At 68.1% G+C, this 22911-nt stretch carries 18 protein-coding genes; 14 read left to right on the top strand and 4 right to left on the bottom strand.

Going from position 1 to position 22911, the window contains the following annotated elements:
• Nucleotides 1-664: 664 nt before the first annotated feature.
• From ACOJUJ_RS14855 to recG, 3 genes are all read left to right on the top strand, one after another.
• Nucleotides 665-994: a GIY-YIG nuclease family protein gene (locus ACOJUJ_RS14855; protein ID WP_420127675.1), complete on the top strand. Its 330-nt coding sequence runs from the start codon at nucleotides 665-667 to the stop codon at nucleotides 992-994.
• Nucleotides 995-1348: 354 nt separating this feature from the next.
• Entirely contained in the window at nucleotides 1349-2278 is a 930-nt protein-coding gene (gene ftsY / locus ACOJUJ_RS14850) for a signal recognition particle-docking protein FtsY (RefSeq protein ID WP_420127674.1), read from the top strand.
• A 404-nt stretch (nucleotides 2279-2682) separates the two neighbouring features.
• A complete protein-coding gene (gene recG / locus ACOJUJ_RS14845; RefSeq protein ID WP_420127673.1) occupies nucleotides 2683-4755 on the top strand; it encodes an ATP-dependent DNA helicase RecG in 2073 nt (690 codons plus the stop codon).
• 186 nt (nucleotides 4756-4941) lie between these two features.
• Here recG and ACOJUJ_RS14840 read toward each other — a convergent pair whose 3' ends face one another.
• Entirely contained in the window at nucleotides 4942-5673 is a 732-nt protein-coding gene (locus ACOJUJ_RS14840; protein ID WP_420127672.1) for a DNA alkylation repair protein, read from the bottom strand.
• 353 nt (nucleotides 5674-6026) lie between these two features.
• Here ACOJUJ_RS14840 and ACOJUJ_RS14835 point away from each other — a divergent pair, with 353 nt between their 5' ends.
• Together ACOJUJ_RS14835 and ACOJUJ_RS14830 are read left to right on the top strand one after the other, a co-directional pair.
• Nucleotides 6027-7079 (top strand): GGDEF domain-containing protein, encoded by a 1053-nt coding sequence (locus tag ACOJUJ_RS14835; protein WP_420127671.1) that lies wholly within the window; start codon nucleotides 6027-6029, stop codon nucleotides 7077-7079.
• A 299-nt stretch (nucleotides 7080-7378) separates the two neighbouring features.
• A complete protein-coding gene (locus ACOJUJ_RS14830) occupies nucleotides 7379-8638 on the top strand; it encodes an FAD-dependent oxidoreductase (protein ID WP_420127670.1) in 1260 nt (419 codons plus the stop codon).
• Between the two features lie 395 nt (nucleotides 8639-9033).
• Here ACOJUJ_RS14830 and ACOJUJ_RS14825 read toward each other — a convergent pair whose 3' ends face one another.
• Nucleotides 9034-9945, bottom strand: coding sequence for a VOC family protein (locus ACOJUJ_RS14825; protein WP_420127669.1), 912 nt, complete (start codon nucleotides 9943-9945; stop codon nucleotides 9034-9036).
• Between the two features lie 432 nt (nucleotides 9946-10377).
• On the opposite strand from ACOJUJ_RS14825, the gene ACOJUJ_RS14820 reads away from it, so the two are divergent.
• Both ACOJUJ_RS14820 and ACOJUJ_RS14815 read left to right on the top strand, forming a co-directional pair.
• On the top strand, nucleotides 10378-10725 hold the full coding sequence (locus tag ACOJUJ_RS14820) for a hypothetical protein (protein ID WP_420127668.1): 348 nt from the start codon (nucleotides 10378-10380) through the stop codon (nucleotides 10723-10725).
• A gap of 16 nt (nucleotides 10726-10741) precedes the next feature.
• On the top strand, nucleotides 10742-10963 hold the full coding sequence (locus ACOJUJ_RS14815) for a hypothetical protein (protein ID WP_420127667.1): 222 nt from the start codon (nucleotides 10742-10744) through the stop codon (nucleotides 10961-10963).
• 482 nt (nucleotides 10964-11445) lie between these two features.
• Here the strand turns inward: ACOJUJ_RS14815 and ppdK are convergent, their stop codons facing one another.
• Together ppdK and ACOJUJ_RS14805 are read right to left on the bottom strand one after the other, a co-directional pair.
• On the bottom strand, nucleotides 11446-14142 hold the full coding sequence (gene ppdK, locus ACOJUJ_RS14810; protein ID WP_420127666.1) for a pyruvate, phosphate dikinase: 2697 nt from the start codon (nucleotides 14140-14142) through the stop codon (nucleotides 11446-11448).
• 490 nt (nucleotides 14143-14632) lie between these two features.
• Nucleotides 14633-14890: a hypothetical protein gene (locus tag ACOJUJ_RS14805; protein ID WP_420127665.1), complete on the bottom strand. Its 258-nt coding sequence runs from the start codon at nucleotides 14888-14890 to the stop codon at nucleotides 14633-14635.
• Nucleotides 14891-14938: 48 nt separating this feature from the next.
• Between ACOJUJ_RS14805 and ACOJUJ_RS14800 the strand changes: the two genes are divergently transcribed.
• The 7 genes from ACOJUJ_RS14800 (at nucleotide 14939) to ACOJUJ_RS14770 (ending at nucleotide 22032) form a co-directional block, all read left to right on the top strand.
• Nucleotides 14939-15394: a hypothetical protein gene (locus ACOJUJ_RS14800; protein ID WP_420127664.1), complete on the top strand. Its 456-nt coding sequence runs from the start codon at nucleotides 14939-14941 to the stop codon at nucleotides 15392-15394.
• A gap of 173 nt (nucleotides 15395-15567) precedes the next feature.
• Nucleotides 15568-16260: a tetratricopeptide repeat protein gene (locus ACOJUJ_RS14795; protein WP_420127663.1), complete on the top strand. Its 693-nt coding sequence runs from the start codon at nucleotides 15568-15570 to the stop codon at nucleotides 16258-16260.
• A gap of 20 nt (nucleotides 16261-16280) precedes the next feature.
• Nucleotides 16281-17300 (top strand): prolipoprotein diacylglyceryl transferase, encoded by a 1020-nt coding sequence (gene lgt, locus ACOJUJ_RS14790; RefSeq protein ID WP_420127662.1) that lies wholly within the window; start codon nucleotides 16281-16283, stop codon nucleotides 17298-17300.
• Between the two features lie 101 nt (nucleotides 17301-17401).
• Complete coding sequence (locus ACOJUJ_RS14785; protein ID WP_420127661.1) at nucleotides 17402-18358, top strand: cation diffusion facilitator family transporter; 957 nt, start codon at nucleotides 17402-17404, stop codon at nucleotides 18356-18358.
• An 830-nt stretch (nucleotides 18359-19188) separates the two neighbouring features.
• Nucleotides 19189-19464: a hypothetical protein gene (locus ACOJUJ_RS14780; protein ID WP_420127660.1), complete on the top strand. Its 276-nt coding sequence runs from the start codon at nucleotides 19189-19191 to the stop codon at nucleotides 19462-19464.
• Nucleotides 19465-19801: 337 nt separating this feature from the next.
• Nucleotides 19802-20929: an NAD-dependent epimerase/dehydratase family protein gene (locus tag ACOJUJ_RS14775; RefSeq protein ID WP_420127659.1), complete on the top strand. Its 1128-nt coding sequence runs from the start codon at nucleotides 19802-19804 to the stop codon at nucleotides 20927-20929.
• Nucleotides 20930-20940: 11 nt separating this feature from the next.
• Nucleotides 20941-22032, top strand: coding sequence for a GDP-mannose 4,6-dehydratase (locus ACOJUJ_RS14770; RefSeq protein ID WP_420127658.1), 1092 nt, complete (start codon nucleotides 20941-20943; stop codon nucleotides 22030-22032).
• The last annotated feature ends 879 nt before the right edge of the window (nucleotides 22033-22911 follow it).

Raw genomic sequence — 22911 nt, 5'->3', positions numbered from 1 at the left:
GCTTACGCTCCACGTGAGGCAGGAGTGGCTTCACCACGTCCCACTGCGCGTCTGTTATGTCGGTTTGGTAGGCTCGTCTGTCCATGAGCCCACAATATAGGTAGAGCTAGTTCACTTTGTACAATTCTTAAACACACTCTGAGGAAGGCGCCGCGCCGCAGCCGCGGCACGCACCGGACTCAGCCGCGCCGACCGAAGAATCTTTGTGTACGCGGCAGTCACTGTCGGCCACGACACACCCGCCTGCATACTGTCGGCGCGCGACGCATCGTCCCGACACGCGAATCCGCAAAGACAGCGTCCGGAGGATCGACTGTCATTCTGAGGAAGGCGCCGCGCCGCAGCCGCGGCACGCACCGGACTTCGCCGCGCCGACCGAAGAATCTTCATGTACGCGGCAGTCACTGTCGGCCACGACACACCCGCCTGCATACCGTCGGTGCGCGACGCATCGTCCCGACGCACGAATCCGCAAAGACAGGGTCCGGAGGATCACTGTCATTCTGAGGAAGGCGCCGCGCCGCAGCCGCGGCACGCACCGGACTCAGCCGCGCCGACCGAAGAATCTTTGTGTACGCGGCAGTTACTGTCGGTCACGACACACCCGCCTGCGCAGTGTCGGCGCGGAACGTAGTGTCGCGGCACTTCCCAATTTCGTGGTTGGGTGGACGATAACCTCGGTGCTCGCGTGGATCACAACTATTACGTCTACATCCTGTCCAGCACCAACGGTGTGCTGTACGTGGGGATGACCAACGATCTCGTCCGCCGCGTTGCCCAGCACAAGCAGGGGGAGATTCCCGGATTCTCGAAGCGGTACAATGTGGATCGGCTGGTCTACTTCGAGCACACGCACCACGTCGATGCGGCGATTGCACGCGAGAAGCAGCTCAAAGGCTGGCTTCGCAAGAAGAAGGTTGCGCTGATCGAGTCGCGGAATCCACAGTGGGTGGACTTACATCCGGCGCTGGTGGAGCCGGACGGGCAGGGGTGATCAGGCGCCCGTGACGGTGTAGGGCTGACTGCATCGCGCTTCGGATAGAGATCCTTCGGTCGGCGCACGGGGTGCTGGGTGCTTCGGACGGTTCGCGGGGGCGCCTCTCTCAGGATGACAGGTGGGGGCGGACCGGGGAGGCTCTGACGAGCCTGGGGTAGGGCCGGCCTTATCGCGCTGCGGACAATGGACGTTGCTGGACGTACGGCCAGCCGTGGTACGACGGTGGCCGTGGTTTGCCGCGGGCCTGCTTCGCCGTATATTCGGGCACCGCCGGGCGCGGCAGGTGTAATCGCCCCCGGATTCTGTGGATGATGAACGCCGGCCACGCGCCGGCTTTTCTCGGATAGGCTGATGGCGCGTCTGTTCCGCACCAAGGAAGAAGGAAAGAAGTCGCTCTGGGACCGCATTGTCGACGTCGCTCTCACGGACGTCACGGTGCTGGTCAAGGGGCTGGACGAGGGGTCGCTTGAGGGGCTGGAGGAGACGCTGATTGCGGCGGACTTTGGCGTGCCCTCCACGCTGCGCCTTGTGGAGGTCGTCGAGACGCTGGCGGAACGCGGCGTGGCCAAGTCGCAGCGCGACTTTCTCCGCGCCGTCCGCGAGGAGATCGTCGCCATCCTTCGCGCGGGGCGCAGCGACACGGCGCTGCGCTTCAACTATGAGGGTGGGCCGACGGTCTTTCTGGTCGTCGGCGTGAACGGGGTGGGGAAGACCACCACCATCGCCAAGCTGGCGCACCGCCTGACCCGCCAGGGGCGCAAGGTGATGATCGCCGCGGGCGATACCTTCCGCGCGGGCGCCATCGAGCAGCTGAAGCGATGGGCGGATCGCGTGGGCTGCGAGTTCGTGGGCAGCGACCCGGGCCGCGACCCCGCCGCCGTCGCCTTCGACGCGATGGAGCAGGCGCAGGCGAAGGAGGTCGATGTGCTGATCATCGACACCGCCGGCCGCCTGCACACGCAGAACGACCTGATGAAGGAGCTGGAGAAGGTGCAGCGCGTGGTCGCCAAAAAGCTGGACGGCGCGCCGCACGAGACGCTGATCGTGCTGGACAGCACCGTGGGACAGAACGCCATGGCCCAGATCCGCACCTTTGGCCAGACGCTTCCGCTCACCGGCATTGTGCTGACCAAGATGGACGGCACCGCCCGCGGCGGCATCGTGGTCGCGCTAAAGGAGGAGTTCAATCTGCCGGTGAAGTTCCTGGGCGTCGGCGAAAAGATGGACGACCTGCTGCCGTTCGAGATCGACGCCTTCGCGAAGGAAGTGCTGGAGGCGTAGGGCGGGGAAGGAGTGCGTGAGCGCGTGAGTGGGATCGGGGAAGTCGGCAGCTGACGGCACGGCAACGGCGTCGCCCTCGGACCCCTCACCCCCGGCCCCTCTCCCGCAAACTGCGCGGGAGAGGGGTGACGCGCCTCCAGATCTTCACGCGAAGTTGACTTGCTGATGTGAGGGAGCGCCGCGCTGGATCGTCCGTCACGCGACCGAACGATCTCGCTTCGGCGTGCTCGGAGCCGGCACTCGCGCACCGCGGCCGCGGCTACAGTCCACGCAGGTGGACTTCGTGATTTTCCAGCCGCGGTTTCAACCGCCGAGGCGGGGCCTGCCGACGCCCCTCTCGACTCCCACAGCCACACAATCAGCTTTCACGCACGCACTCACGCACTCACGCACTCACGCACTTCTTGCCGACGTACACGGACCTCGACCGGCCCGCGCAGTTCCTCAAGGGCGTGGGTCCCAAGCGGGCCGACCTGCTGGCAAAGCTGGGTCTGCTAACTGCGCGGGACGTGCTTTTTCACGTCCCCCACCGGTACGAGGACGCCAGTACCGTCACCAGGATCAGTGCGCTGGAGCCGGGGATGGACGTCACCATCATCGGCCGCGTGGTATCGAAAGGCGTGCTTCCCACGCGCCGCGGGCTGCGGATCTTTCAGGCCGTGGTGCGCGATTCCACCGCCCTCATCGAGTGCTCGTGGCCGGGGCAGCCGTTCCTGGACCGCACCATCGCCCGCGGGGACCTGCTGCTGCTGCGCGGCACCGTCCGCTTTTACCACGGCCGCCAGTTCCAGCCGCGCGAGTTCACCGTGCTGGCCCGCGAGAACGAGGAGGCGGCGGAGGAAAGCGGCACCATCTTTCCCGTCTATCCAGCCACCGAAGGGCTGACCCACCGCCAGGTCCGCACCCTTATCGCGGAAAACCTGGACGACCTGCTGCGCCAGGCCAAGGACGAAGACCGGCTGCCCAAGGAGATCCGCGAGCGCGCCGGCGTGGCCCCCATGGCGCAGGCGCTGGAGTGGATGCACCGCCCCGGCTCGCTGGCCGACGCGGAACTGGGACGGCGGCGGCTGGCGTTCGAGGAGCTGTTCTTTCTGCAGCTCCTGTACGCGCAGGCGCACCACCGCGCGGCCGTGGAGCGTCCGGGGATCGCCTTTGCGCGGCGCGACAACCTGGTCAAGCCGTTCCACAAGTCGCTCCCGTTCAGCCTGACGGCCGCGCAGAAGCGCGTTCTCAAGGAGATTGGCGCGGACATGGCGGCGCCACGGCGGATGAACCGGCTGCTGCAGGGCGACGTGGGATCGGGCAAGACGATCGTCGCGCTGTTCGCCATGCTACGCGCGGTGGAGAACGGCCACCAGGCCGCGCTGATGGTGCCCACCGAGATCCTGGCCGAGCAGCACGCGCGCACCGTGCACAAGCTGCTGGACGGCCTGGGCGTCGGCGTCACCCTGCTTACCGGGCGGCTGTCGACGAAGCAGTGGAAAGAGGTGAGCTACCGCATCGCCACCGGTGACGCCGACATCGTCGTGGGCACGCACGCGCTCATCCAGGAGGGCGTGCAGTTCCACAAGCTGGGGCTGGTGGTGGTGGATGAGCAGCACCGCTTTGGCGTAAAGCAGCGCCTGGCCATCCAGGAGATGGGCGTCAACGCCGACACGCTGGTGATGAGCGCCACGCCCATCCCGCGCTCGCTGGCGCTGACGCTGTACGGCGACCTGGACATCTCCGTGCTGGACGAGCGCCCGCCCGGCCGCCAGCCCATCAAGACGGCGCTGCGGTCGGAGTCGTCGCGCCCCAAGGTGCTCAAGTTCGTGCAGGAGGAGGTGCGGAAGGGGCGGCAAGCGTACATCGTCTATCCGCTGGTGGAAGAGTCGGAGAAGGTGGAGCTCAAGGCCGCCACGGCGGAGTTCGAGCAGCTGAGCGCCCTGTTCCCCGACCTGCGGATGGCGATCATCCACGGCCAGATGCCGGGCGAGGAGAAGGACCGCGTGATGCGCGCCTTCGCCGCCGGCGAGGTGGACGTGCTGGTCTCGACGACCGTGATTGAGGTGGGGATCGACGTTCCCAACGCCACGGTGATGGTAATCGAGCACGCGGAGCGCTTTGGCTTGTCGCAGCTGCACCAGCTGCGCGGGCGCGTGGGGCGGGGATCGGAGGAGAGCTACTGCATCCTGGTCTTTGGCGGTCAGGGCTCCCTGGAGCGGCTGAAGGTCTTCGCGTCCACGGAAGACGGGTTCGCCATCGCGGAGGCGGACCTGCGGCTGCGCGGCGCGGGCGACCTGTTCGGCGCGCGGCAGTCGGGGCTCCCCGCCTTTCGCTTCGCCAACCTGGAGAGCGACCTGAACCTGCTCTCCATCGCCCGCGGCGAAGCGCGCGCCATCGTGGAGCGCGATCCCGAGTTGGCCAATCACCCCGAGCTGCGCGAAGCCATCGCCACGCGGTACGAGGAGCGCGCGCGGTTGTTCCGGGTGGGGTGAACGGGTGAACGGGTGAACGGGTGAACGGGTGAACGGGTGAACGGGTGAACGGTCGCGCCGGCCCTTACGATACGAGCAGGTGAAGCCCCGTTCGGCGAGTGGTACGAGCCGAGACGGGGCTTATGGCATTTCCAGCCGGGGGCTTCAGCCCCCTCGCGGCTTCCCCGCTCATCCGGTGCCGCCGTGCTATCCCTCGCCCGCTTCGCCGCGCAGGTAGCGCTGGCGCAGGTCGGGGGGGAATTTCTCGATGGCGTAGCGCAGCATGGTGCGGGGCATCGTGCGGTGGTGGCGGCGCAGAAACACCTCTTCCGCCTCGCGGTCGCGGTTGCCCACCTCGCGCAGCATCCATCCCACGGCCTTGTGAATCAGGTCGTGCCCGTCCTTCACCAGCCGTTCCGCGATCCGCAGCGTCGTCACGAACTCGCCCCCGCGGATGTAGTGCTGCGTGGCGAGGATGGCGATCCGCCGCTCCCACAGCACCTCCGATTTCGCCAGCCGGTCCAGCACCGACCGGTCCCCCTCCTGCAGGTGCGCGCCCACGATCTGCGGCGCGGACGAATCCACCAGGTCCCAGTTGTTGATGTACCGCGTGTTGTCCAGGTACAGCCGGTAGATGGCCTGGCGCGTATCCACATCGCCACGCCTGTAGGCATCCACCAGCAGAAGCAGCGCAAGCAGCCGCGCCTCGTGCCATTCCGAACGCAGCAGGACGGCCATGTTGTCGATGGATACGCCGCGGTACTCGCGCACCAGCGCGCGCAGCACGGGGATGCGGATTCCGAGAAAGCGGTCGCCCTCGCCGTACTCGCCCGGTCCGGAGCGAAAGTAGCCGGCCACGAAGCGCGCGCGCTCCGCGTCCCCGATCTCGTGCAGCCGCGCCAGGATGTCCGCCGCGGCCGGCGCTGCCTCCGTCGTCATGGAAATCTTCCGGGCGCGGGGGGATCTGCCCGCCGCCTGCGCACGCTCCGCCGCCATTATCCACCTCCGCCGTTTTGAAGCCGATCTCGCACGAATGACTACGTTGTGCGCACGGGGGGGTGGCGCGCCAGAGGCTCATGCAGTAAGTATGTGCCCGCCTACGGCTGGACGAATGCTACGGCACGTAAGGAGTCGCACGATCCGGCTATTTTGAACTGTAACCACGTTTGCTTTATTCCATTCTTTCCATGGCCCGGCGGCATACGAGTGTGAAACAGGACGGAGATTCCAGTGGTTCGCGAATTGCGCGCCGCGCGCGGGGTTTGCACCCGTCAGGAGTCTGCGCCTTGAATATGAAGCAGAAACAGAGGGGATTTGCGCTCGCCACCATTGGACTCGCGGTGGCCGTCGGCGTGCTGTTGCTGTTGAATACCATCTGGTTCGTCGAGATTTCCGGGTGGGAGTGGGGTGTGACGTTTGCCACCTGCGCGGCGACCATCGGAAGCGCGTGGGTGCTGCTGCAGCTGGGTTCGCGCCTGTGGCGCAGGTGGGATCCGCACTTTGTGCTCATCCCCAGCATCGCCGTTGCGCTGCTGCTGTCGGAGTTTGTGTGGGTGGCGCCGGAGACGCGGCTGCTGGTGCTGGTGGTGTGGCCCGTGGTGCTGATCTTTCTGGCCGGCTACGCGGGATTCCGCACGGCCGTGCTGCTGACGGTGCTGATGACGGCCGGCTACCTGGGCGCCGTGGCGCTGGCCAGGCCGCCGGGGACGCGGCCGGAGGTGGAGGCGATTCTGGCCCTCGTCTTCTTTACCACCAACCTGTTCGCGGCCATCGTGCTGGGCCGCATCCGGCGCCAGCGGCTGGCGCTGGCCGACGCGCGCGCCGAGCTGTCGCGGCTTGTGTACACCGACCCGCTTACGGGGCTGCCCAACCGCCGCCACTTCACGGAGCGCTTTGAGGCTGAGGTGGCGCGCGTGGCGCGGTACGGCGGCAGCTTTACGCTGGGCGTGATGGACTGCGACCACTTCAAGGCATACAACGACCGCCACGGCCACCCCGCCGGCGACGACGCGCTGCGCGAACTGGGAATCCTGCTGCGCGAGCAGCTGCGGGTGAGTGATTCGGTGGCGCGGCTGGGCGGCGAGGAGTTCGCGGTGCTGATGGTGGGCGCGGACCCGGAGCTGGCGGCCGCGGTGGCCGAGCGGCTGCGCACCCGCATCGCCGATCACGCCTTCGGCGCCACGGGCGATACGCTGACCGTCAGCATTGGCCTGGCCTCAGCGCCGGAAGACGCCAAGACCCCCGACCTCCTCTTCTTTCTGGCGGACCAGGCGCTCTACGCAGCCAAGGCCCAGGGCCGCAACTGTGTCGCCGTGGCGCAGGCGTCCGCGACGGTGCTGCGGTAGATACGCGCCAATTCCAACTCGGCCCCGGCGGAGCAGGTGTGTCCGACAGACGACGCTGCGGAAACGCTTCGCCCTCCGGTGTGACGTTTATACCCTCTCCCGCTTGCGGGAGAGGGTGCGAGCCTAAGCGAGCGGGTGAGGGCCCCCGCCGCGCTCTCCGATCCGCTCGATTCCGCACTCCCGTACTCCCGCACTTTCGCACCCCTGCCTCCCCCGTGGCACGGCGCGTGACACGTTCACCGCCGGCGCGCGATCCCCCCGGCCGCGTCGTGAACACGCCACGCGAAGGACGTGCGTCCATGATCCCCTCCCACGCGGACCCGGCGGACCGGGTCACCGTCATCGGCTTTACCTGGTCGCCGCGCTCGCACGAGGTGCGCGACTTTCTGGCGCGCAGCCGCGTGCCCTACCTGTTCCGTGACTACGAGAACAACGAAAGGGCGCGCGCCCGGGCCGACGAGCTGGGCGTGGGCGCCGACCGGCTGCCGCTGCTGATCTTTGGCGACGGGCGCTGGCTGGCGGAGCCCAGCGACGAGGAGCTGGCCGAGAACGTGGGGTTGAGCACCGAGGCAGAATCCCCGTACTACGACCTGATCATCATCGGCGCGGGGCCGGCGGGGCTGGCGGCGGCGGTGTACGGCGCCAGCGAGGGGCTGCGCACCGTGCTCATCGACAAGGACGCGCCGGGCGGGCAGGCGGGGATGAGCTCGGCGATCGAGAACTACCTGGGCTTTCCCGACGGCGTAAGCGGCAGCGAGCTGGCGGGTCGCGCGCTACGGCAGGCGGAGCGGTTCGGCGCCGAGGTGGTGGTGGCGCGCGAGGCGGTGGCGCTGCGGGTGGAGGAGCCCAACCGCGTGGTGGTGCTGGACGACGGCGAGGAACTGCGCGCGCAGGCGGTGCTGCTGGCGCTGGGCGTTTCCTGGCGGATGCTCAAGGCGCCTGGCTGCGACCGGCTGATCGGGCGGGGGCTGTACTACGGCTCGGCGGCCGCGGCCGTGCCCACCTGCCGCGACCGCGACGTGTACATGCTGGGCGCCGGCAACTCCGCGGGACAGGCGGCCATGTACCTGGCCCGCTACGCGAAGTCGGTGACGATGGTGGCCCCCGAGGCGGACTTCGCGGAAAAGATGTCGGAGTACCTGCTGGACCGCATCAAGCAGAACCCCAACGTGCACCTGCGCCCCGGCGCCAAGGTGGTGGCCGCCGAGGGCGGGGACCTGCTGGAAACCATCACCATCGAGGACGTCGAATCCGGCGAGCAGGAGACGGTGGAAACCAGCACGCTGTTCGTCTACATTGGCGCGGCGCCCACGACGGAGTGGCTGGACGGCGTGCTGCTGCGCGACGAAAAGGGCTTCGTGCTCACGGGCGACGCGGTGCGGGACCGCGAGGGCGTCCGCTGGCAGCTGGAGCGTCCGCCGTACCTGCTGGAAACCAGCGTCGCCGGCGTGTTCGTCGCCGGCGACGTGCGCGCCGGGTCGGTGAAGCGCGTGGGTGCGGCGGTGGGGGAGGGGTCGATGGCCATCCAGTTCATCCACGAGCACCTGCGCGGCCGGTGATTCTGACGCAGAGCCGCGCCAGCTTCCTGGGTTAAACCGGCCACAGACGCTGACTTCCTGGAGTGGGGCGCCGCACCGCAACCTGCTTCTACGGTTCAGCTTGGAGCGACCGAAGGATCTCGTCGGCTTGGCGGAGGGACTGGAACGGCTCCTGAGGGCTGGGCCTTGAGCGACCCGGCAAAGATCCTTCGGTCGCGCACAAGCTTTTGTAGTCACGAAAGTTAGGAGTGCGCGCTATCCCTCAGGATGACAGTTGGGCTCAGGCGGGGATAGGGTGCGGTTTGGCGATACCCTCTCCACCAGGGTAACGCTTCTCGTCGTGACGTGGTGAGAAAAGCCGAGGCGCGGAGGTGTTTTCCGCGCCTCGGCTTCCGATCGTGAACCGTCGATCCGCTTCAACCCGCGGAGACGATGCGGACGGCGGTGCCCCAGGGGTCGACGGCAAGCCAGCCGCCTTCGATGCGGGTGGCGGTGTGGCCGGCGGACTGCAGGCTCTGCGCTGCGGCATCGGCGTCGGCGGGGAGGACGATCTCCCAATCCAGCAGCCGCGCGTCGTTCTCGCCCGCGGGCGTGGCGCCGGGGCCAGCCCAGGTGTTCAGCCCCAGGTGATGATGGTAGCCGCCGGCGGAAAGGAACAGCGCGCCGGGATAGCTCCACACCACCTTGTCCAGCCCCAGCGCGGCGTGGTAGAACGCCGCCGCCCGGTCGATGTCGCCCACGTGCAGGTGAACGTGGCCGATCACCGTCCCCGCCGGCATGCCGGTCCACGGCTCGCCGCCGGCGGCCTGCGCCAGGCTTTCCAGGTTCAGCGGGCGCGTGTCCATGGCCAGTTGGCGCTGCGCATCGTACCGCCACGTGGCGCGCGCGCGGTCGGCGTACACCTCGATCCCCAGACCGTCGGGATCGTTCAGGTACAGCGCCTCGCTGACCAGGTGGTCGCTGGCGCCCGCGCGCTCGCCGGTGCGCGCCAGGTGCGCGACAAAGCGGCCCAGCGCGGCGCGGTCCGGCAGCAGGATGGCAAAGTGGTACAGCCCCAGACGCCCCCGGTGTGGCTGCGGCGACGCGCCCCGGCGCTCCCGCAGTTCCACCAGCGGCGCGTCGCCGCCGTGCGTGCCCAGCGCCGCGCCGTCCGCGGTGCGATGGAGCACGCGCAGGCCCAGCACCTCGCCGTACCACGCGAGCGAGCGCTCCAGGTCTGCCACCTGCAGACGTACGCGCCCCAGCCGCAGCCCGGCCGGCAGGCGGTAGCCATCCGGCGCGAGCCCGTACTCCAGGGCAGCCGTCGTTGCGGTGTTCGCGTCGCTCATCGTCATCCATCCTCGGCAAGAGTGATCCGACGCATTAATTTAATCGTTGCAACGATTATCGTCAAGATTGGGTAATTCACATCTTCCTCCGCTTTCGCTCCCGCACTGTTCACGCCTGCGCTGGAACGGAACGCAGCCGGGGCGGCGACGTCCCACCGGCGTGGAGCCGATGCCTCAGGCAAAGATCCGGAAAGGCAGCCATGCGTTTCCATCCGATCGATGCAAGTGTGGCGGATGCCGGACGTTGGATCGACCCGCTCCGTGCACGCCAGGGAACGGCACTTCGTCTGCGATGCGCCGCCGTGCCTTCCGTGCCGCGATCCGCGGCACATCATCCGGTTCAACCGCGCACGCCGTTTTACGCCGGACCCACCTCCGTGCGGAGCGCCAGCGTCGCGCAGATCCGGCCCCCTTCGCCCTGGAGGATCCACGATGGCGTGCAACCCGTGCGAAACCAGCCTGCAGTCCGCGACGTCGCTGGTGGTCACCATCACCAAGTCCGGCGCCAACGCGCTGGTGTACCTGCGGAACCAGGGGCGCAACATCTGCCTCGTGCGGCGAATCATTTTGTGCTACGCCACGCCCAGCGGCGGAACGGGACTCCTGTACCTGCGGCCGCCGCCGGACGCCATCTCGTGGTCGTACCCGTCGTCGTTCATCGAGCCGGGGCTTACGGCCCTTTTCTACTCGTTCACGCCGCCGGCCGGGTCGGTGGTGACGGCGCAGGCAGAGTACATCGAGATCGAAGGCCGCAGCCGCAGCTGCAGCGAAACCATCTAACCGGGAGCCGAGCGCGATGAAGCACTACAAGGCCAGCTTCAAGGGCGACAAGTCCGTGGACGAGATCCACAACGCGGTGGGCCGCGGCGGCGGGCTGGTGACGCGCGTGCACTCGGAGAAAGGCGAGACGCACGTGTACTTTACCGGCGGCGAAGGCCATGAGAAGAACCTGCGTGCGCTGGGCGTCTCCAGCGCCCCCGCCGAAGTCAGCGAAGACGCCGTCCGCAAGATCGGTTGAGGACGCGAGCCGCACACGGAATGAACGGAGCCAGCGGAGTTTTTCTCCGCTGGCTCCGTCGCTTTCGTATGAGGCTGATAGGGGATGTCGCCAGCCCACAAGAGGCTGGTTTCCTGAGGGAGCGCCCCGCGTGCGGTGCGCCGCCTCCGTTGGAAGTGCCGCCAAACCTGCCCCGCGATCAGTCATCCTGAGGGAGGCGCCGCGCTATAACTTGCTGTTACCACGTCATTTGGCGCCGACTGAAGGACCTTGTCCGCGTAACCAGGAGCCTTGAACGGCTCCCCAGGGCTGGCCCCGTCGCGCCCCGACAAAGATCCTTCGGTCGCGCGCAAACTCCTGTGGTTGCCGAAGTTGTGGGTGTGCGCTCCCTCAGGATGACACCGTGCTACTGTGGAGACATCCAAGGGTCTTCAACGCCGTCTCAGCCTCAGGCTCAGGATGACTGGCTTTTGCTTACAACGCGAGACACCAGGACCTTTCTATCAATCCGCCGCGACCGCTTCCTGCTCCGCCAGCGCGCGGTCGGACACGGGCGCAGGCTCGGAGGTCCGGGTGCGCGACGGGTCCTTGAGCGCGGCGTGGGCGGCGGCCAGGCGCGCCACGGGAACGCGGTACGGAGAGCAGGAAACGTAGTTCAGCCCCGCATTGTGAAAGAACTCCACCGACCGCGGATCGCCGCCGTGCTCGCCGCACACGCCCACCTTGAGGTCCGCGTGCACGCCGCGGCCCAGGCGCGTCGCCGTCTGCACCAGGTGGCCCACGCCGTCGATGTCCAGCGTCTGGAACGGGTCGTCCGGCAGAATGCCGCCCTCCACGTACGAGGGAAGAAAGCGCCCCGCGTCGTCGCGCGACAGGCCGAACGTGGTCTGCGTCAGATCGTTGGTGCCAAACGAGAAGAACTGCGCGTGCGCGGCAATGCGGTCGGCCGTGAGCGCGGCGCGCGGAAGCTCGATCATCGTCCCCACCAGGTAGTCCACCCGCGCGTCGCACTGGTAGAAGATCTCTTCCGCCACGTGGTCCACGATCTCGCGCTGGCGGCGCAGCTCCTCGGCCGTGCTCACCAGCGGGATCATGATCTCCGGGCACACGCGCACGCCCTCCTTCTGCACGTTCACCGCGGCCTCGAAGATGGCCTGCGCCTGCATCCAGGTGATGTCGGGGTAGCTGATGCCCAGGCGGCAGCCGCGGTGGCCCAGCATGGGGTTGGCCTCGTGGTGTGCCTCAACCCGCGACCGCAGCTTGTCGGGGTTCTGCTTGAGCTTGCGGGCCAGGTCCTTGATCTCGGCCATGCCGTGCGGCAAAAACTCGTGCAGCGGCGGGTCCAGCAGGCGGATGGTGACGGGCAGGCCGTCCATCGCCCGGAAAATCCCCTCGAAGTCCGCGCGCTGCATGGGCAGCAGCTTGGCGACGGCGATGGCCCGCGCGGCGCCGTGCTCCGCCAGGATCATCTCGCGCACCGCGTCGATGCGGTCGCCCTCGAAGAACATGTGCTCCGTGCGGCACAGCCCGATCCCCTCCGCGCCAAACCGCCGCGCGACGGCCGAATCGTTGGGCGTGTCGGCGTTGGTCCGCACGCGCAGGGTGCGGGCGGCGTCGGCCCACTCCATCAGCCGGCGAAAGTCGTCCGTGGGCTCCGGCTCTACCGTGGGCACCTTGCCCAGGATCACCCGCCCCGTGCTGCCGTCCAGCGTAATCCAGTCGCCCTCGTGCACCGTCACGTCGCCCACCGTAAAGCGGCGGCGCCCCTCGTCCATCACCAGCTCGCCCGCGCCCGCCACGCAGCACTTGCCCATCCCCCGCGCCACGACGGCCGCGTGCGACGTCATCCCCCCGCGCCCGGTCAGGATCCCCTGCGCCGCCACCATCCCGTGAAAGTCCTCCGGCGACGTCTCGCGCCGGACCAGGACGACGGGCTCGTGCGGCCCCCGCTCCGCGGCCTCGTCGGGGTTGAACACCACCTGCCCCGACGCCGCGCCGGGCGAGGCGGGGAGCGCGGTCGTCAGCACGTGCACGTTGGCGTCGGGATCCACCATGGGGTGTAGGAGCTGGTCTAGCTGGTCCGGCTCCACCCGCAGCACCGCCTCTTCGGGCGTGATCAGCCCCTCGTCCACCATCTCCACGGCCATGCGGATGGCGGCGCGGCCGGTGCGCTTGGCGCTGCGCGTCTGCAGGAGGTAGAGGTGGCCCTTCTCGACCGTGAACTCCAGGTCCTGCGCGTCGCGATAGTGGTCCTCCAGCAGCCGCGCCGCCTCCAGAAACTCCTCGTACGCGCCGGGGAGCGCCTGCGCCATCCCGTCGATGTGCAGCGGGTCGCGGATGCCGGCCACCACGTCCTCGCCCTGCGCGTTCACCAGGAACTCGCCGTACAGCCGCTTTTCGCCCGTGGACGGGTCGCGGGTAAAGGCGACGCCGGTGCCCGAATCGTCGCCCATGTTGCCGAACACCATGGAGCAGACGCTGACGGCCGTACCCAGGTCGTCGGAGATGTTGTTGATGCGGCGGTACGCCCGGGCGCGCGGGGTTTGCCACGAGTTGAAGACGGCGTGAATGGCGCCCCACAGCTGGTCCTGCGGATCCTCCGGAAAGTCCTTGCCCGTCTTTTCGCGGACCAGCGCCTTGAACTCCGCCGTAAGCTCCCGCAGGTCGTTCGCGGAAAGCTCCGTGTCCTCGCGCACGCCGCGGGCGTGCTTGCGCCCCTCCAGCAGCCGCTCGAACTGGTCGGCGTGCACGCCCAGCACCACGTCCGCGTACATCTGCACGAAGCGCCGGTAGCTGTCGAAGGCAAAGCGCGCGTCGCCGCTCTCGGCAGCCATGGCCTCGGCGGTGGTGTCGTTCAGCCCCAGGTTGAGGATGGTGTCCATCATCCCCGGCATGCTGAACGCCGCGCCTGACCGCACCGATACCAGCAGCGGCGACGCGCCCCCGCCAAACGTCTTGCGGGTCGCCGTCTCCAGCCGCTCCAGCGCCGACTGCACCTGCTCGCGCAGCCCGTCGGGGTACGTTCCGGCGCGCAGGTACAGGCGGCAGACCTCGGTGGTGATGGTAAAGCCGGGGGGCACGGGCACGCCGATGCGGGCCATCTCGGCCAGGCCGGCGCCCTTGCCGCCCAGCAGCTCCTTCATGTCCTTGCTGCCCTCGGTCTGTCCCGCGCCAAAGAAATAGACGTACCGCTCGGCCATGTGCGCTTCGCTGGGCTGTGGTGTTTCGGGCGATGGATGCTGTGGATCGGCAGGATGCGGGCGCGTTTCGCGGGCCCCGCCGCCGGCCTGTGGCAATATTGGCGCCGATGGGGGAGTAGGACAGGGTGTGAGGGTGAACGGGTGAACGGGTGAACGGGTGAACGGGTGAACGGGTGAACGGGTGTGAAGGTGTGAAGGTGTGAAGGTGTGAGGGTGTGAGGGTGTGAGGGTGTGAGGGTGTGAGGGTGTGAGGGTGTTCGTCGGGGCGAGTCGGATGGTTTGCGTGCGATTGGATCCATGTTCATCGCGATCGACCTCGCCGAAGCGCACCCACCCCTCCCCCGAAGTTGGGGGAGGGGTCGCCAGCCGTCGCGAGGAACGAGCGAAAGGCCTGGCGGGGGAGAGGGCCCGTCGACGCGGGTGCGGAACGGAAAGGCCCCGCTCCGCATTTCGCGGAACGGGGCCTTGGGCGCGATGGAATCGGCGCGGCTCAGGCGGGGGCGGGCTCTTCCGCCGGAGCGAGCACGTTGTACCGCGCCGCAAGGTGCTCGCGCACCTCGCGAAAAACGGCCAGGTTGCGCATCAGGTCGCCACGCCACAGTTCCATGGTGGCCAGCGGGTACCAGTTGCACCCGTCCACGCTCTCGGGGCGATGGTCGATCTCGAACACGAACTCACTCCCCGCCGCGTCCGGGTGCCGCCGAAGCTCCTCGACGAAACGCTCGTGCAGCTCTGCCCTGTCCAGCACCTCGCGCATGTGTGGGTGCCCTCAGTCGTAGGTAGGATCAGGCGACGGGTGCAGCCTGATACGGACATGATACAAACGTTGTGCATTCGCCGCAACGCAGCCGTGTCCTTCCGGTGGCCCGAGAAGCGCTTTCGCGCCCCACACCTGTTCCTTCCGTGGCCCATCCGCATCGGCCGCGGGCACAGGATGGCGCGAGCTTTTACGCGGTACATCTCGGAACGGGCCGGCGGAGGTGCAGGTGACGGTCACGGCGATCGTCGGCGGTATCGGCGTGAAATCCGTGTCCAGTTCGATCTCACCGCCAGCCGGGCTGGCGACATCGCGACGTCTTTTCGCAGCCCTGGGTTGCTGCAGCTGAGCGTGACCTTTACTTGCGGCATTCCCGTGTCCGCCGTTGCGCCGGACGGCACGTGCGGCTTGTCGGTCTTGGTGGTGGACGGGGTGGGCAACCACCGGCACTACGCCTCGGATCTGCTGAAGGCCGCGGGATTGACTTGGAGGTGACCGTAGCCCAAGAAGGCCTGGAAGCGGTACGCCCGGTTGACCAAGTGCAAGGGAGCCGATAGCTTTACGCGTTTCTGCGCACTCCGGAACCCCGGCGTGCGCGCGCTTTTGTTTTCCGTCGATCCCGGGGCGGCCCAGCCGCCTCTTTCCCCAGCACACCCCGAGGGACCCGCATGGCATCGTCCACCGTCGCCCGTTCGCGCCTTCCCCAGAGCAAGCTCGACTCCGACGACGCCATGGCGCTGCGCGCCGCCGAGCTGTCCGCGTGGGCACGCCGCAACGTCCGCATGATCATCGGGATCGCCGCGGTGGCGCTGGTGGTGGTGGGCGGCCTGGTGGTGTGGAAGTACACGCAGGGGCAAAAGCGCGCCGCCGCGGGCGAGCGGCTGCTGGCCATGAGCGCCAACCCGGCCCTGCTCACCGCCTCGGGCACGCGCGAGCTGGAAACCTTCATCAACCAGTACGACGGCACGCCCGAGGCCGACGAGGCCCGCCTGCTGCTGGGCCAGTCGCTGCTGGATCAGGGCCAGGCGGCCAGGGCCATTCCGCACCTGCAGAAGATCGCCAACGGCGGCTCCGGGCTGGCCGCGCAGGCCGCGATGATGCTGGGCAGCACCTACGCCCAGGCCAACGACCGCCCCGCGGCCATCCGCGCCTATCAGCAGGCCGCCGACAAGGCCGGGATGAAGTACCAGAAGTTCGAGGCGCTGGGCCAGGCCGCGGTGCAGCACGAGGCTGCCGGCAACCACAAGGCCGCCGCCGACATCTACAAGGCGCTGCTGGCGGACAGCGAAGTGGGCTCGCAGCAGGCCACCGTCATCGAGATGCGGCTGACCGAGGCGCTGGCCCGGGCCGCCGGCCGCTGAGCCCGAGCGCCGCCGTTCCGGTGGTCTTCGCCGCCCCCCTGGGGCTGATCGAGATCCCGTATCCCCGGATCGACCCCGTCGCCCTGCAGCTGTCGGGCGGCCTGGCCATCCGGTGGTACGGGATCGGCTTCATGGTGGCGTTCGGGGTGGGGTACTACATCCTCCGGCGCCTGTCCCGCAGCGGCTTTCTTCCGCTGGCCCCCGACAAGGTGGGCGACCTGCTCTTTGCCCTGATCGTGGGCGTGATCCTGGGCGGGCGGCTGGGCTACATCCTCTTTTACGACTTCGCCAGCTTTGCCGCCAACCCGGCGCGCATCATCCGCATCTGGGAGGGCGGGCTGGCGTTCCATGGCGGGTTTCTGGGCGCCATCGCGGGCGGCTGGTGGTACGGGCGCAAGCACAACGTCCCCTTTCTGCGCCTGGGCGATTCCATCACGCTGGGCGTGGGGCCGGGGATCTTTGTCGTGCGGCTCGCCAACTTCATCAACGGCGAGCTGTACGGGCGGGTGACCACGGACGCCGTGCCCTGGGCGGTGCGCTTTCCCACCGACCCCGTCGCCATGCAGCTCACCGGCGCCGACGCCGGCCGGTCGCTGCGCGAGCGGGAGCTGCTCATCGAGCAGGCGCACCAGTCGGGGCTGTGGGACCAGGTGCGCGGCCAGGTGCCGCTGCGCCATCCGTCCCAGCTGTACGAGGGGCTTACGGAGGGCGTGCTGCTGGGGCTGCTTCTGTGGGCGCTGTACACGTACAACCGCCGCCGCGGGCGCGACCTGGCGCCGGGGACGTACGGCGGCGTGTTTGTGCTGGGCTACGGCATCATGCGCTCGCTGATGGAGCTGTTTCGCCAGCCGGACGCGCAGTTCACCGACGCGGGTGACCCCGTCGGCACCGTGCTGGGCCCGCTGACCATGGGGCAGACGCTCAGCGTGGCGATGATCGTTCTGGGCATCTGGCTCATCGTCCGCGGCGTGCGCATCGGCGCGGCGCCGCCGGCGGAGCCGGTGCCCCCGACGCCTCCGCAGATCACCCTCCAGGGCTGAACCGGGCGCGCCGCGGCGCGCCTTTTTCTCGCCCGCACCCCGCGCCTGCCTCGGGTATCGCAATCCGTCGCTGGGCACTCCAACCTGGGCACGTCTCCTCCATGGGCGCCGGACATCATCATCATCACGGGCACTCCCACGGCCACTCGCACGGGCATTCCCACGCGCACGGCTCCGCGCGCAACCGGCGGCGGCTGGTGTGGACGCTGGCGCTGGCCGCCGTGTACATGGTCGCGGAGCTGGTCGGCGGGCTGATGAGCAACTCGCTGGCGCTGCTGGCGGACGCGGGGCACATGCTGAGCGACGTGGGCGCGCTGGCGCTTTCCCTGTTCGCGCTGTGGATGGCGCAAAAGCCGGCCACGCCGCGCCACACCTACGGCTACTACCGCACCGAGATCCTGGCCGCGCTGGCGAACGCGGCCACGCTCATCGCCATCTCCATCGTCATCTTTATCGAGGCGTTCAAGCGCTTCTACGCGCCGGAGCCCGTGATGGGGCTCACGGTGATGTGGATCGCGGCGGGCGGGCTGGCGGTGAACGTCATCGGCCTCCTGGTTCTGCACGGCGGCAAGGACGAGAGCCTGAACATCCGCGGCGCCTGGCTGCACATGCTGACCGACGCGCTGGGGAGCGTGGGCGCCATCCTGGGCGGCGCGGCCGTGTGGGTGATGGGATGGCGGTGGGCGGATCCGGCCGTTTCGGTGGCCATCGCGGTGCTGGTGCTGTACTCGTCGTGGCACCTGCTGCGCGAGAGCGTGGGCGTGCTGCTGGAGGGCACGCCGGCGCACATTGACCTGGAGGCGGTGCGCGCGGCCATGGCGGGGGTGGACGGCGTGGAAGAGGTGCACGACCTGCACGTGTGGACCATCACCAGCGGCCTGGACGCCCTGAGCGCGCACGTCGTCGTGGGCGAGCGGGCCCTGCGCCGCGCGTCGGGCGAGATCCTGGCGGACCTGCACTGCCTGCTGCACGACCGCTTTCACCTGCACCACCTGACCATCCAGATCGAGCCGCGCAACTTCGAGGAACAGCGCTGCGTTCCACTCGCCGGCTTCTGACCAACGTTTCTCGCGGTTCTTCACGCACTCGTGGCGAATCCGGGTGAACGCCGGCTGCACTTCCAGAACCGGTCATCTCACACGGGGTCAACGGGGTCAACGGTAAAGATCAAAACCGTTAACCCCGTTGACCCCGTGTGAGACAAGTCGTTTCCAGGGTCTGGATTCGGGTACACAATGACAGCGGGATCCGGTCTGAGGCGCGGCCGGTCGGGGGAAGACGAAAAGGGCGGATCCGAGGGTGGATCCGCCCTTCGTTTATCATGTCTCTACCGTGACACAAAACGGATGATTTTGATGCAGGCCGGTGAACGGAGCGCACGCGGTTCACTCCATCGATCTAAGGCTCCTCCAAACCCACTAGTTGTATGTTGATGTTCTTGCCGAAGATCGTTGTATTCACTGCAAGATGACGATGGATGTTCATCTACAAAGTTTGTGTCCATCCGTCGTTCGATGCCGGATCGCCACGAGGTGCACGCGGTGCAGGAGTGGACGCTCCACATCCGGCACCAGGGCGGATAAATAACCTTTGTACAATGATATAGAAGTAATCCGCCGGCATTCTTTTCGATCTTTTATAGCTCCGGCAGCGTTCCGTAAAAAGCTGTCCGCGAGGACGTATGCATCGTACAGAATGAGGCCGCGCCGCGCCGATCTCGCTCCCGGCACCACGCACGGGCGCCCTGCTTCAGACGTGGTCTGTTTCGCGTTGCTGTAGCGTCTACGGCACGCTGCTTGCGCGTGCCCTGCACGCACTTTTGTGCGCCCTGCACGGTGCAGGTTTTCGGAAAAAAACATCCGTCTGCATCCCGCCCCGTCGACCCAGCATGCTTAGCCAGCCCGGCCCCGCGGACGCACCCCAGGACATGGACCTGCGCGGCCGCATCTTTACAGACCTGGACCTGCTCGCGTTCGCGCTGGAGATGGAAGCCGCGGAGCACCTGCAGCACGGCCGCACCGCCGAGTACGGCCGCGTGCAGGAGCGCCGGCTGGGCGTGCGCCTGGCCCAGCGCCTGGTGAGCGGCGTGCACGCCGACGAGGTGAACGCGCGGATGGAGCGGTGGGAAAGCGGCTACGATCAGCGGCTGGGGCGGGTGGCGTGACGATGTGCGCCCACCGCGTGCACGGTTGTCCGCCGCCGGGCGGCACCGCGGGTTTCCGTGTGCCGACCGAGCGCGGGGTGGGCAGGCCCGGGTAACATCCCGCGGAGCGGGGGATCGGCATCGGTCCCCCGCGTCCGCTTGCTGGCGCGAGATGAGCGTAAATGGGGCCGATTCGTAACACGGCATGCGATTCAGTATCCCGTGTTACGGACGAAATGGACGGCTGCGGGTCGGGCGGGCGCGCCGGTCCACCGCCCGTGCGGGACAACGTGGGTTGCAGTGTGTGGGGCGCCAACGTGCGCCCAAGGGTGGGATCACCGCGAAACGGAGGTGCGGAGTGGCGGGTCGGAGAGTGCTGGTGACGGGCGGGGCGGGGTTCGTGGGCAGCCATCTGGTCGATGCGCTGCTGGAGCGCGGCGACCGCGTGCGCATTCTGGACAACCTCGATCCTCAGGTGCACGGCCCCGAGCGGCGCAAGCCCGAGTGGGTGCCCGCCGACGCGGAGTTCATCCAGGGCGACATGCGCAGCGCCGACGACGTGCGGCGCAGCCTGCGCGAGATGGACGTGGTCTACCACCTGGCCGCCGCCGTGGGCGTGGGCCAGAGCATGTACCAGGTGGCCGACTACACCGCCGTCAACACGCTGGGCACCGCCAACCTGCTGCAGGCGCTGGTGGACGAGCGCGGCGGCGTGGAAAAGCTGATCGTCGCCTCGTCCATGTCCATCTACGGCGAGGGCCGCTACGTGCGCCCCGACGGCCGCGAGCCGCTGAACACGCTGCGCACGGCCGACCAGCTGCGCGACCACCTGTGGGAGCCGCGCGACGCCGACGGTACCGTGCTTACCCCCGCCGCCACGGACGAGGGCAAGCCGCTGGATCCCACCTCCATCTACGCCCTTACCAAGGCCGACCAGGAAAAGATGGTGCTGATGATGGGGGCCGCGTACGGCATCCCCAGCGTGGCGCTGCGCTTCTTCAACATCTACGGTCCGCGCCAGGCGCTGTCCAACCCGTACACGGGCGTGGCCGCCATCTTCAGCAGCCGCCTGCTGAACGGACAGCCGCCGCTGGTCTTTGAGGACGGCGAGCAGAAGCGCGACTTCGTTTCCGTGCACGACATCGTCCAGGCGCTCCTGCTTTCCGCGGAGGAAGAGGCGGCCGTGGGCAAGGCGTTCAACGTGGGCAGCGGCCGCGCGGTCACGGTGCTGGAAGTGGCGTCCACCCTGGCCGGCGTGCTGGGGACGGACGTGGAGGCGCAGGTGGTGGGCAAGTACCGCGTGGGCGACATCCGCCACTGCTTTGCCGACATCTCGCTTGCGCGCGAGGTGCTGGGCTACGAGCCGCGGGTGACGTTCGAGGAGGGAATGCAGGAGCTGGTGGGCTGGCTGCAGGAGCAGGAGCGGCCGGAAGACCATGTGGAAACCCACGCGGCCGAGCTGGCCGCCCGTGGACTCACGCTGTGAGGAGGGGGACGATGACGGGCAAGCGCGACCACATCCTGATCACGGGCGGCGCCGGGTTCGTCGGCAGCAACCTGGCGCACGCGCTGCTGGGTGAGGGCGAGCGGGTGATCGTGGCCGACAACTTCTCCCGCGACGGCGTGCGCCGGAACGCGGCATGGCTCAAGGCCAACCACGGCGACCGGGTGCGCATCGAGCAGGTGGACGTGCGCGACGCCGCGCGCATCGCGCCGCTGGTGCGGGAGAGCAAGCAGGTGTTTCACCTGGCCGCGCAGGTGGCGGTCACCACGTCGCTGGAGGACCCGCTCACGGACCTGCAGACTAACGTGATCGGCACCTTCAACGTGCTCGAGGCCGCGCGGTCCATGATGACGCCACCCGCCGTCCTGTTCACCTCCACCAACAAGGTGTACGGGGGGATGGAGGACGTGGCGGTGGATCTGGCCGACGGTGCCTACCGCTACACGGACGGCCGTCCGGGGGTGAGCGAAGAGGCGCGGCTGGACTTTCATTCGCCGTACGGGTGCAGCAAGGGCGCCGCGGACCAGTACGTCCACGACTACGCCCGCATCTACGGGCTGCCTACGGTCGTCTTCAGGATGAGCTGCATCTACGGGACGCGCCAGTTCGGCACCGAGGACCAGGGGTGGGTGGCGCACTTTGGCCGCGCGCTGTACGGCCGCGAGCCCATCACCGTCTACGGCGACGGCTTTCAGGTGCGCGACATTCTGTGGATCGACGATCTGGTGGACGCCATGCGCCGGGCGATGGACCGCATCGACACGGTGGCCGGGCAGGTGTTCAACGTGGGCGGCGGCGCGCCCAACGCGGTGACGGTGCGCGGGGTGATCGACCGGCTGCAGGACGTGACCGGCCGCTCCGTCCCCGTGCACACCGCCGAGTGGCGCCCGGGCGACCAGCGCATCTACGTCAGCGACACCAGCAAGATCCAGCGGGTGCTGGACTGGAAGCCGCGCACCTCGTGGAAAGCCGGCCTGGAAAAGCTGGTGGACTGGCTTCGCGAGGCGGACCTGGAGTCGCCCGTCGGTTCCCGCGCCTCCGAGCCCGCGCGCGAGCCCCTGGCCGTGGCGGTTGGCGCGGATTGAGGTGAACGGGTGAACGGGTGAACGGGTGACGGCGGGATCCAGGGATTCCGCTGGCCCGGGTGGAGCGATTGAAATCGCGGCAACAACGTCACGCTGTCCGCCTTCGCGGACAAACGGAGGATGCAAGATGAAGTTCAACCTCCCCCAGGCGTTGCACCCAACCAGCCGAGGATGCGAAATGCAGGCGCGAGAACGGTTTTTCACGCGACCGCACGCGCAACCTGCACGCCGAATCCCCGATTCGCGCAGCCTGCACGGGGTCATTGACACCTGCGTTGACACCTTCTGACACCTGACTGCACGCGGGCGCGTCGTCTGCCTTCCACTAGTCGCCCCCGCTGCGCGCGGAAACGTTGGCCCGACGGCTAAAAACTGCGAGGGGGACGGCGCGCCGGGCGCCGTCCCCCCCTCGTCCCCATGAGCCTTGACCACACGGCCATGCGGACAGCATATTCTCGGGGCGCGAAGATTTCGCGCACGCGAAAGCCGCAGCCTCTAGTCTTGGCGGACGGGCTGCGACCTCGCGACCTGATTCCCTTTTCACCCGAGGTGTGCCCATGCGACGGGCAAACCGCAGGACCGGCCGCAAAGTGGCCGGCGGGATTTACGGCGTCCACACAAGGTGGGTCCGCCGCCGCTATGTCTACTGGCGGTCGTGCCGCTAGTAGGCTTCCTCTCCCCGGTCCCGTGCAGCCGCACGGGACCGGTTTTAACTTCGGCTACAGGCGAAGTTAGAGTTACGCTATCGTAATGTCAACCCCGATGGATGGGTGGATGGATGGATGGATGGATGGATGGATGGGTGGATGGATGGATGGATGGATGGATGGATGGATGGATGGATGGATGGATGGATGGATGGATGGATGGATGGATGGA

The organism is Longimicrobium sp. (assembly GCF_048594345.1).
In the GTDB taxonomy this organism is placed as follows: domain Bacteria; phylum Gemmatimonadota; class Gemmatimonadetes; order Longimicrobiales; family Longimicrobiaceae; genus Longimicrobium.
The sequence above is the reverse complement of the archived record's forward strand: the minus strand, read 5'-3'. Positions and strand labels throughout refer to the sequence as shown.

Coding starts and splice junctions, on each gene's coding strand:
- ftsY (WP_420127674.1), top strand. CDS start 1,349: ATGGCGCGTCTGTTCCGCACCAAGGAAGAAGGAAAGAAGTCGCTCTGG.
- ACOJUJ_RS14840 (WP_420127672.1), bottom strand. CDS start 5,673: ATGACGACGGAGGCAGCGCCGGCCGCGGCGGACATCCTGGCGCGGCTG.
- ACOJUJ_RS14835 (WP_420127671.1), top strand. CDS start 6,027: ATGAAGCAGAAACAGAGGGGATTTGCGCTCGCCACCATTGGACTCGCG.
- ACOJUJ_RS14830 (WP_420127670.1), top strand. CDS start 7,379: ATGATCCCCTCCCACGCGGACCCGGCGGACCGGGTCACCGTCATCGGC.
- ACOJUJ_RS14825 (WP_420127669.1), bottom strand. CDS start 9,945: ATGAGCGACGCGAACACCGCAACGACGGCTGCCCTGGAGTACGGGCTC.
- ACOJUJ_RS14820 (WP_420127668.1), top strand. CDS start 10,378: ATGGCGTGCAACCCGTGCGAAACCAGCCTGCAGTCCGCGACGTCGCTG.
- ACOJUJ_RS14815 (WP_420127667.1), top strand. CDS start 10,742: ATGAAGCACTACAAGGCCAGCTTCAAGGGCGACAAGTCCGTGGACGAG.
- ppdK (WP_420127666.1), bottom strand. CDS start 14,142: ATGGCCGAGCGGTACGTCTATTTCTTTGGCGCGGGACAGACCGAGGGC.
- ACOJUJ_RS14795 (WP_420127663.1), top strand. CDS start 15,568: ATGGCATCGTCCACCGTCGCCCGTTCGCGCCTTCCCCAGAGCAAGCTC.
- ACOJUJ_RS14785 (WP_420127661.1), top strand. CDS start 17,402: ATGGGCGCCGGACATCATCATCATCACGGGCACTCCCACGGCCACTCG.
- ACOJUJ_RS14780 (WP_420127660.1), top strand. CDS start 19,189: ATGCTTAGCCAGCCCGGCCCCGCGGACGCACCCCAGGACATGGACCTG.
- ACOJUJ_RS14770 (WP_420127658.1), top strand. CDS start 20,941: ATGACGGGCAAGCGCGACCACATCCTGATCACGGGCGGCGCCGGGTTC.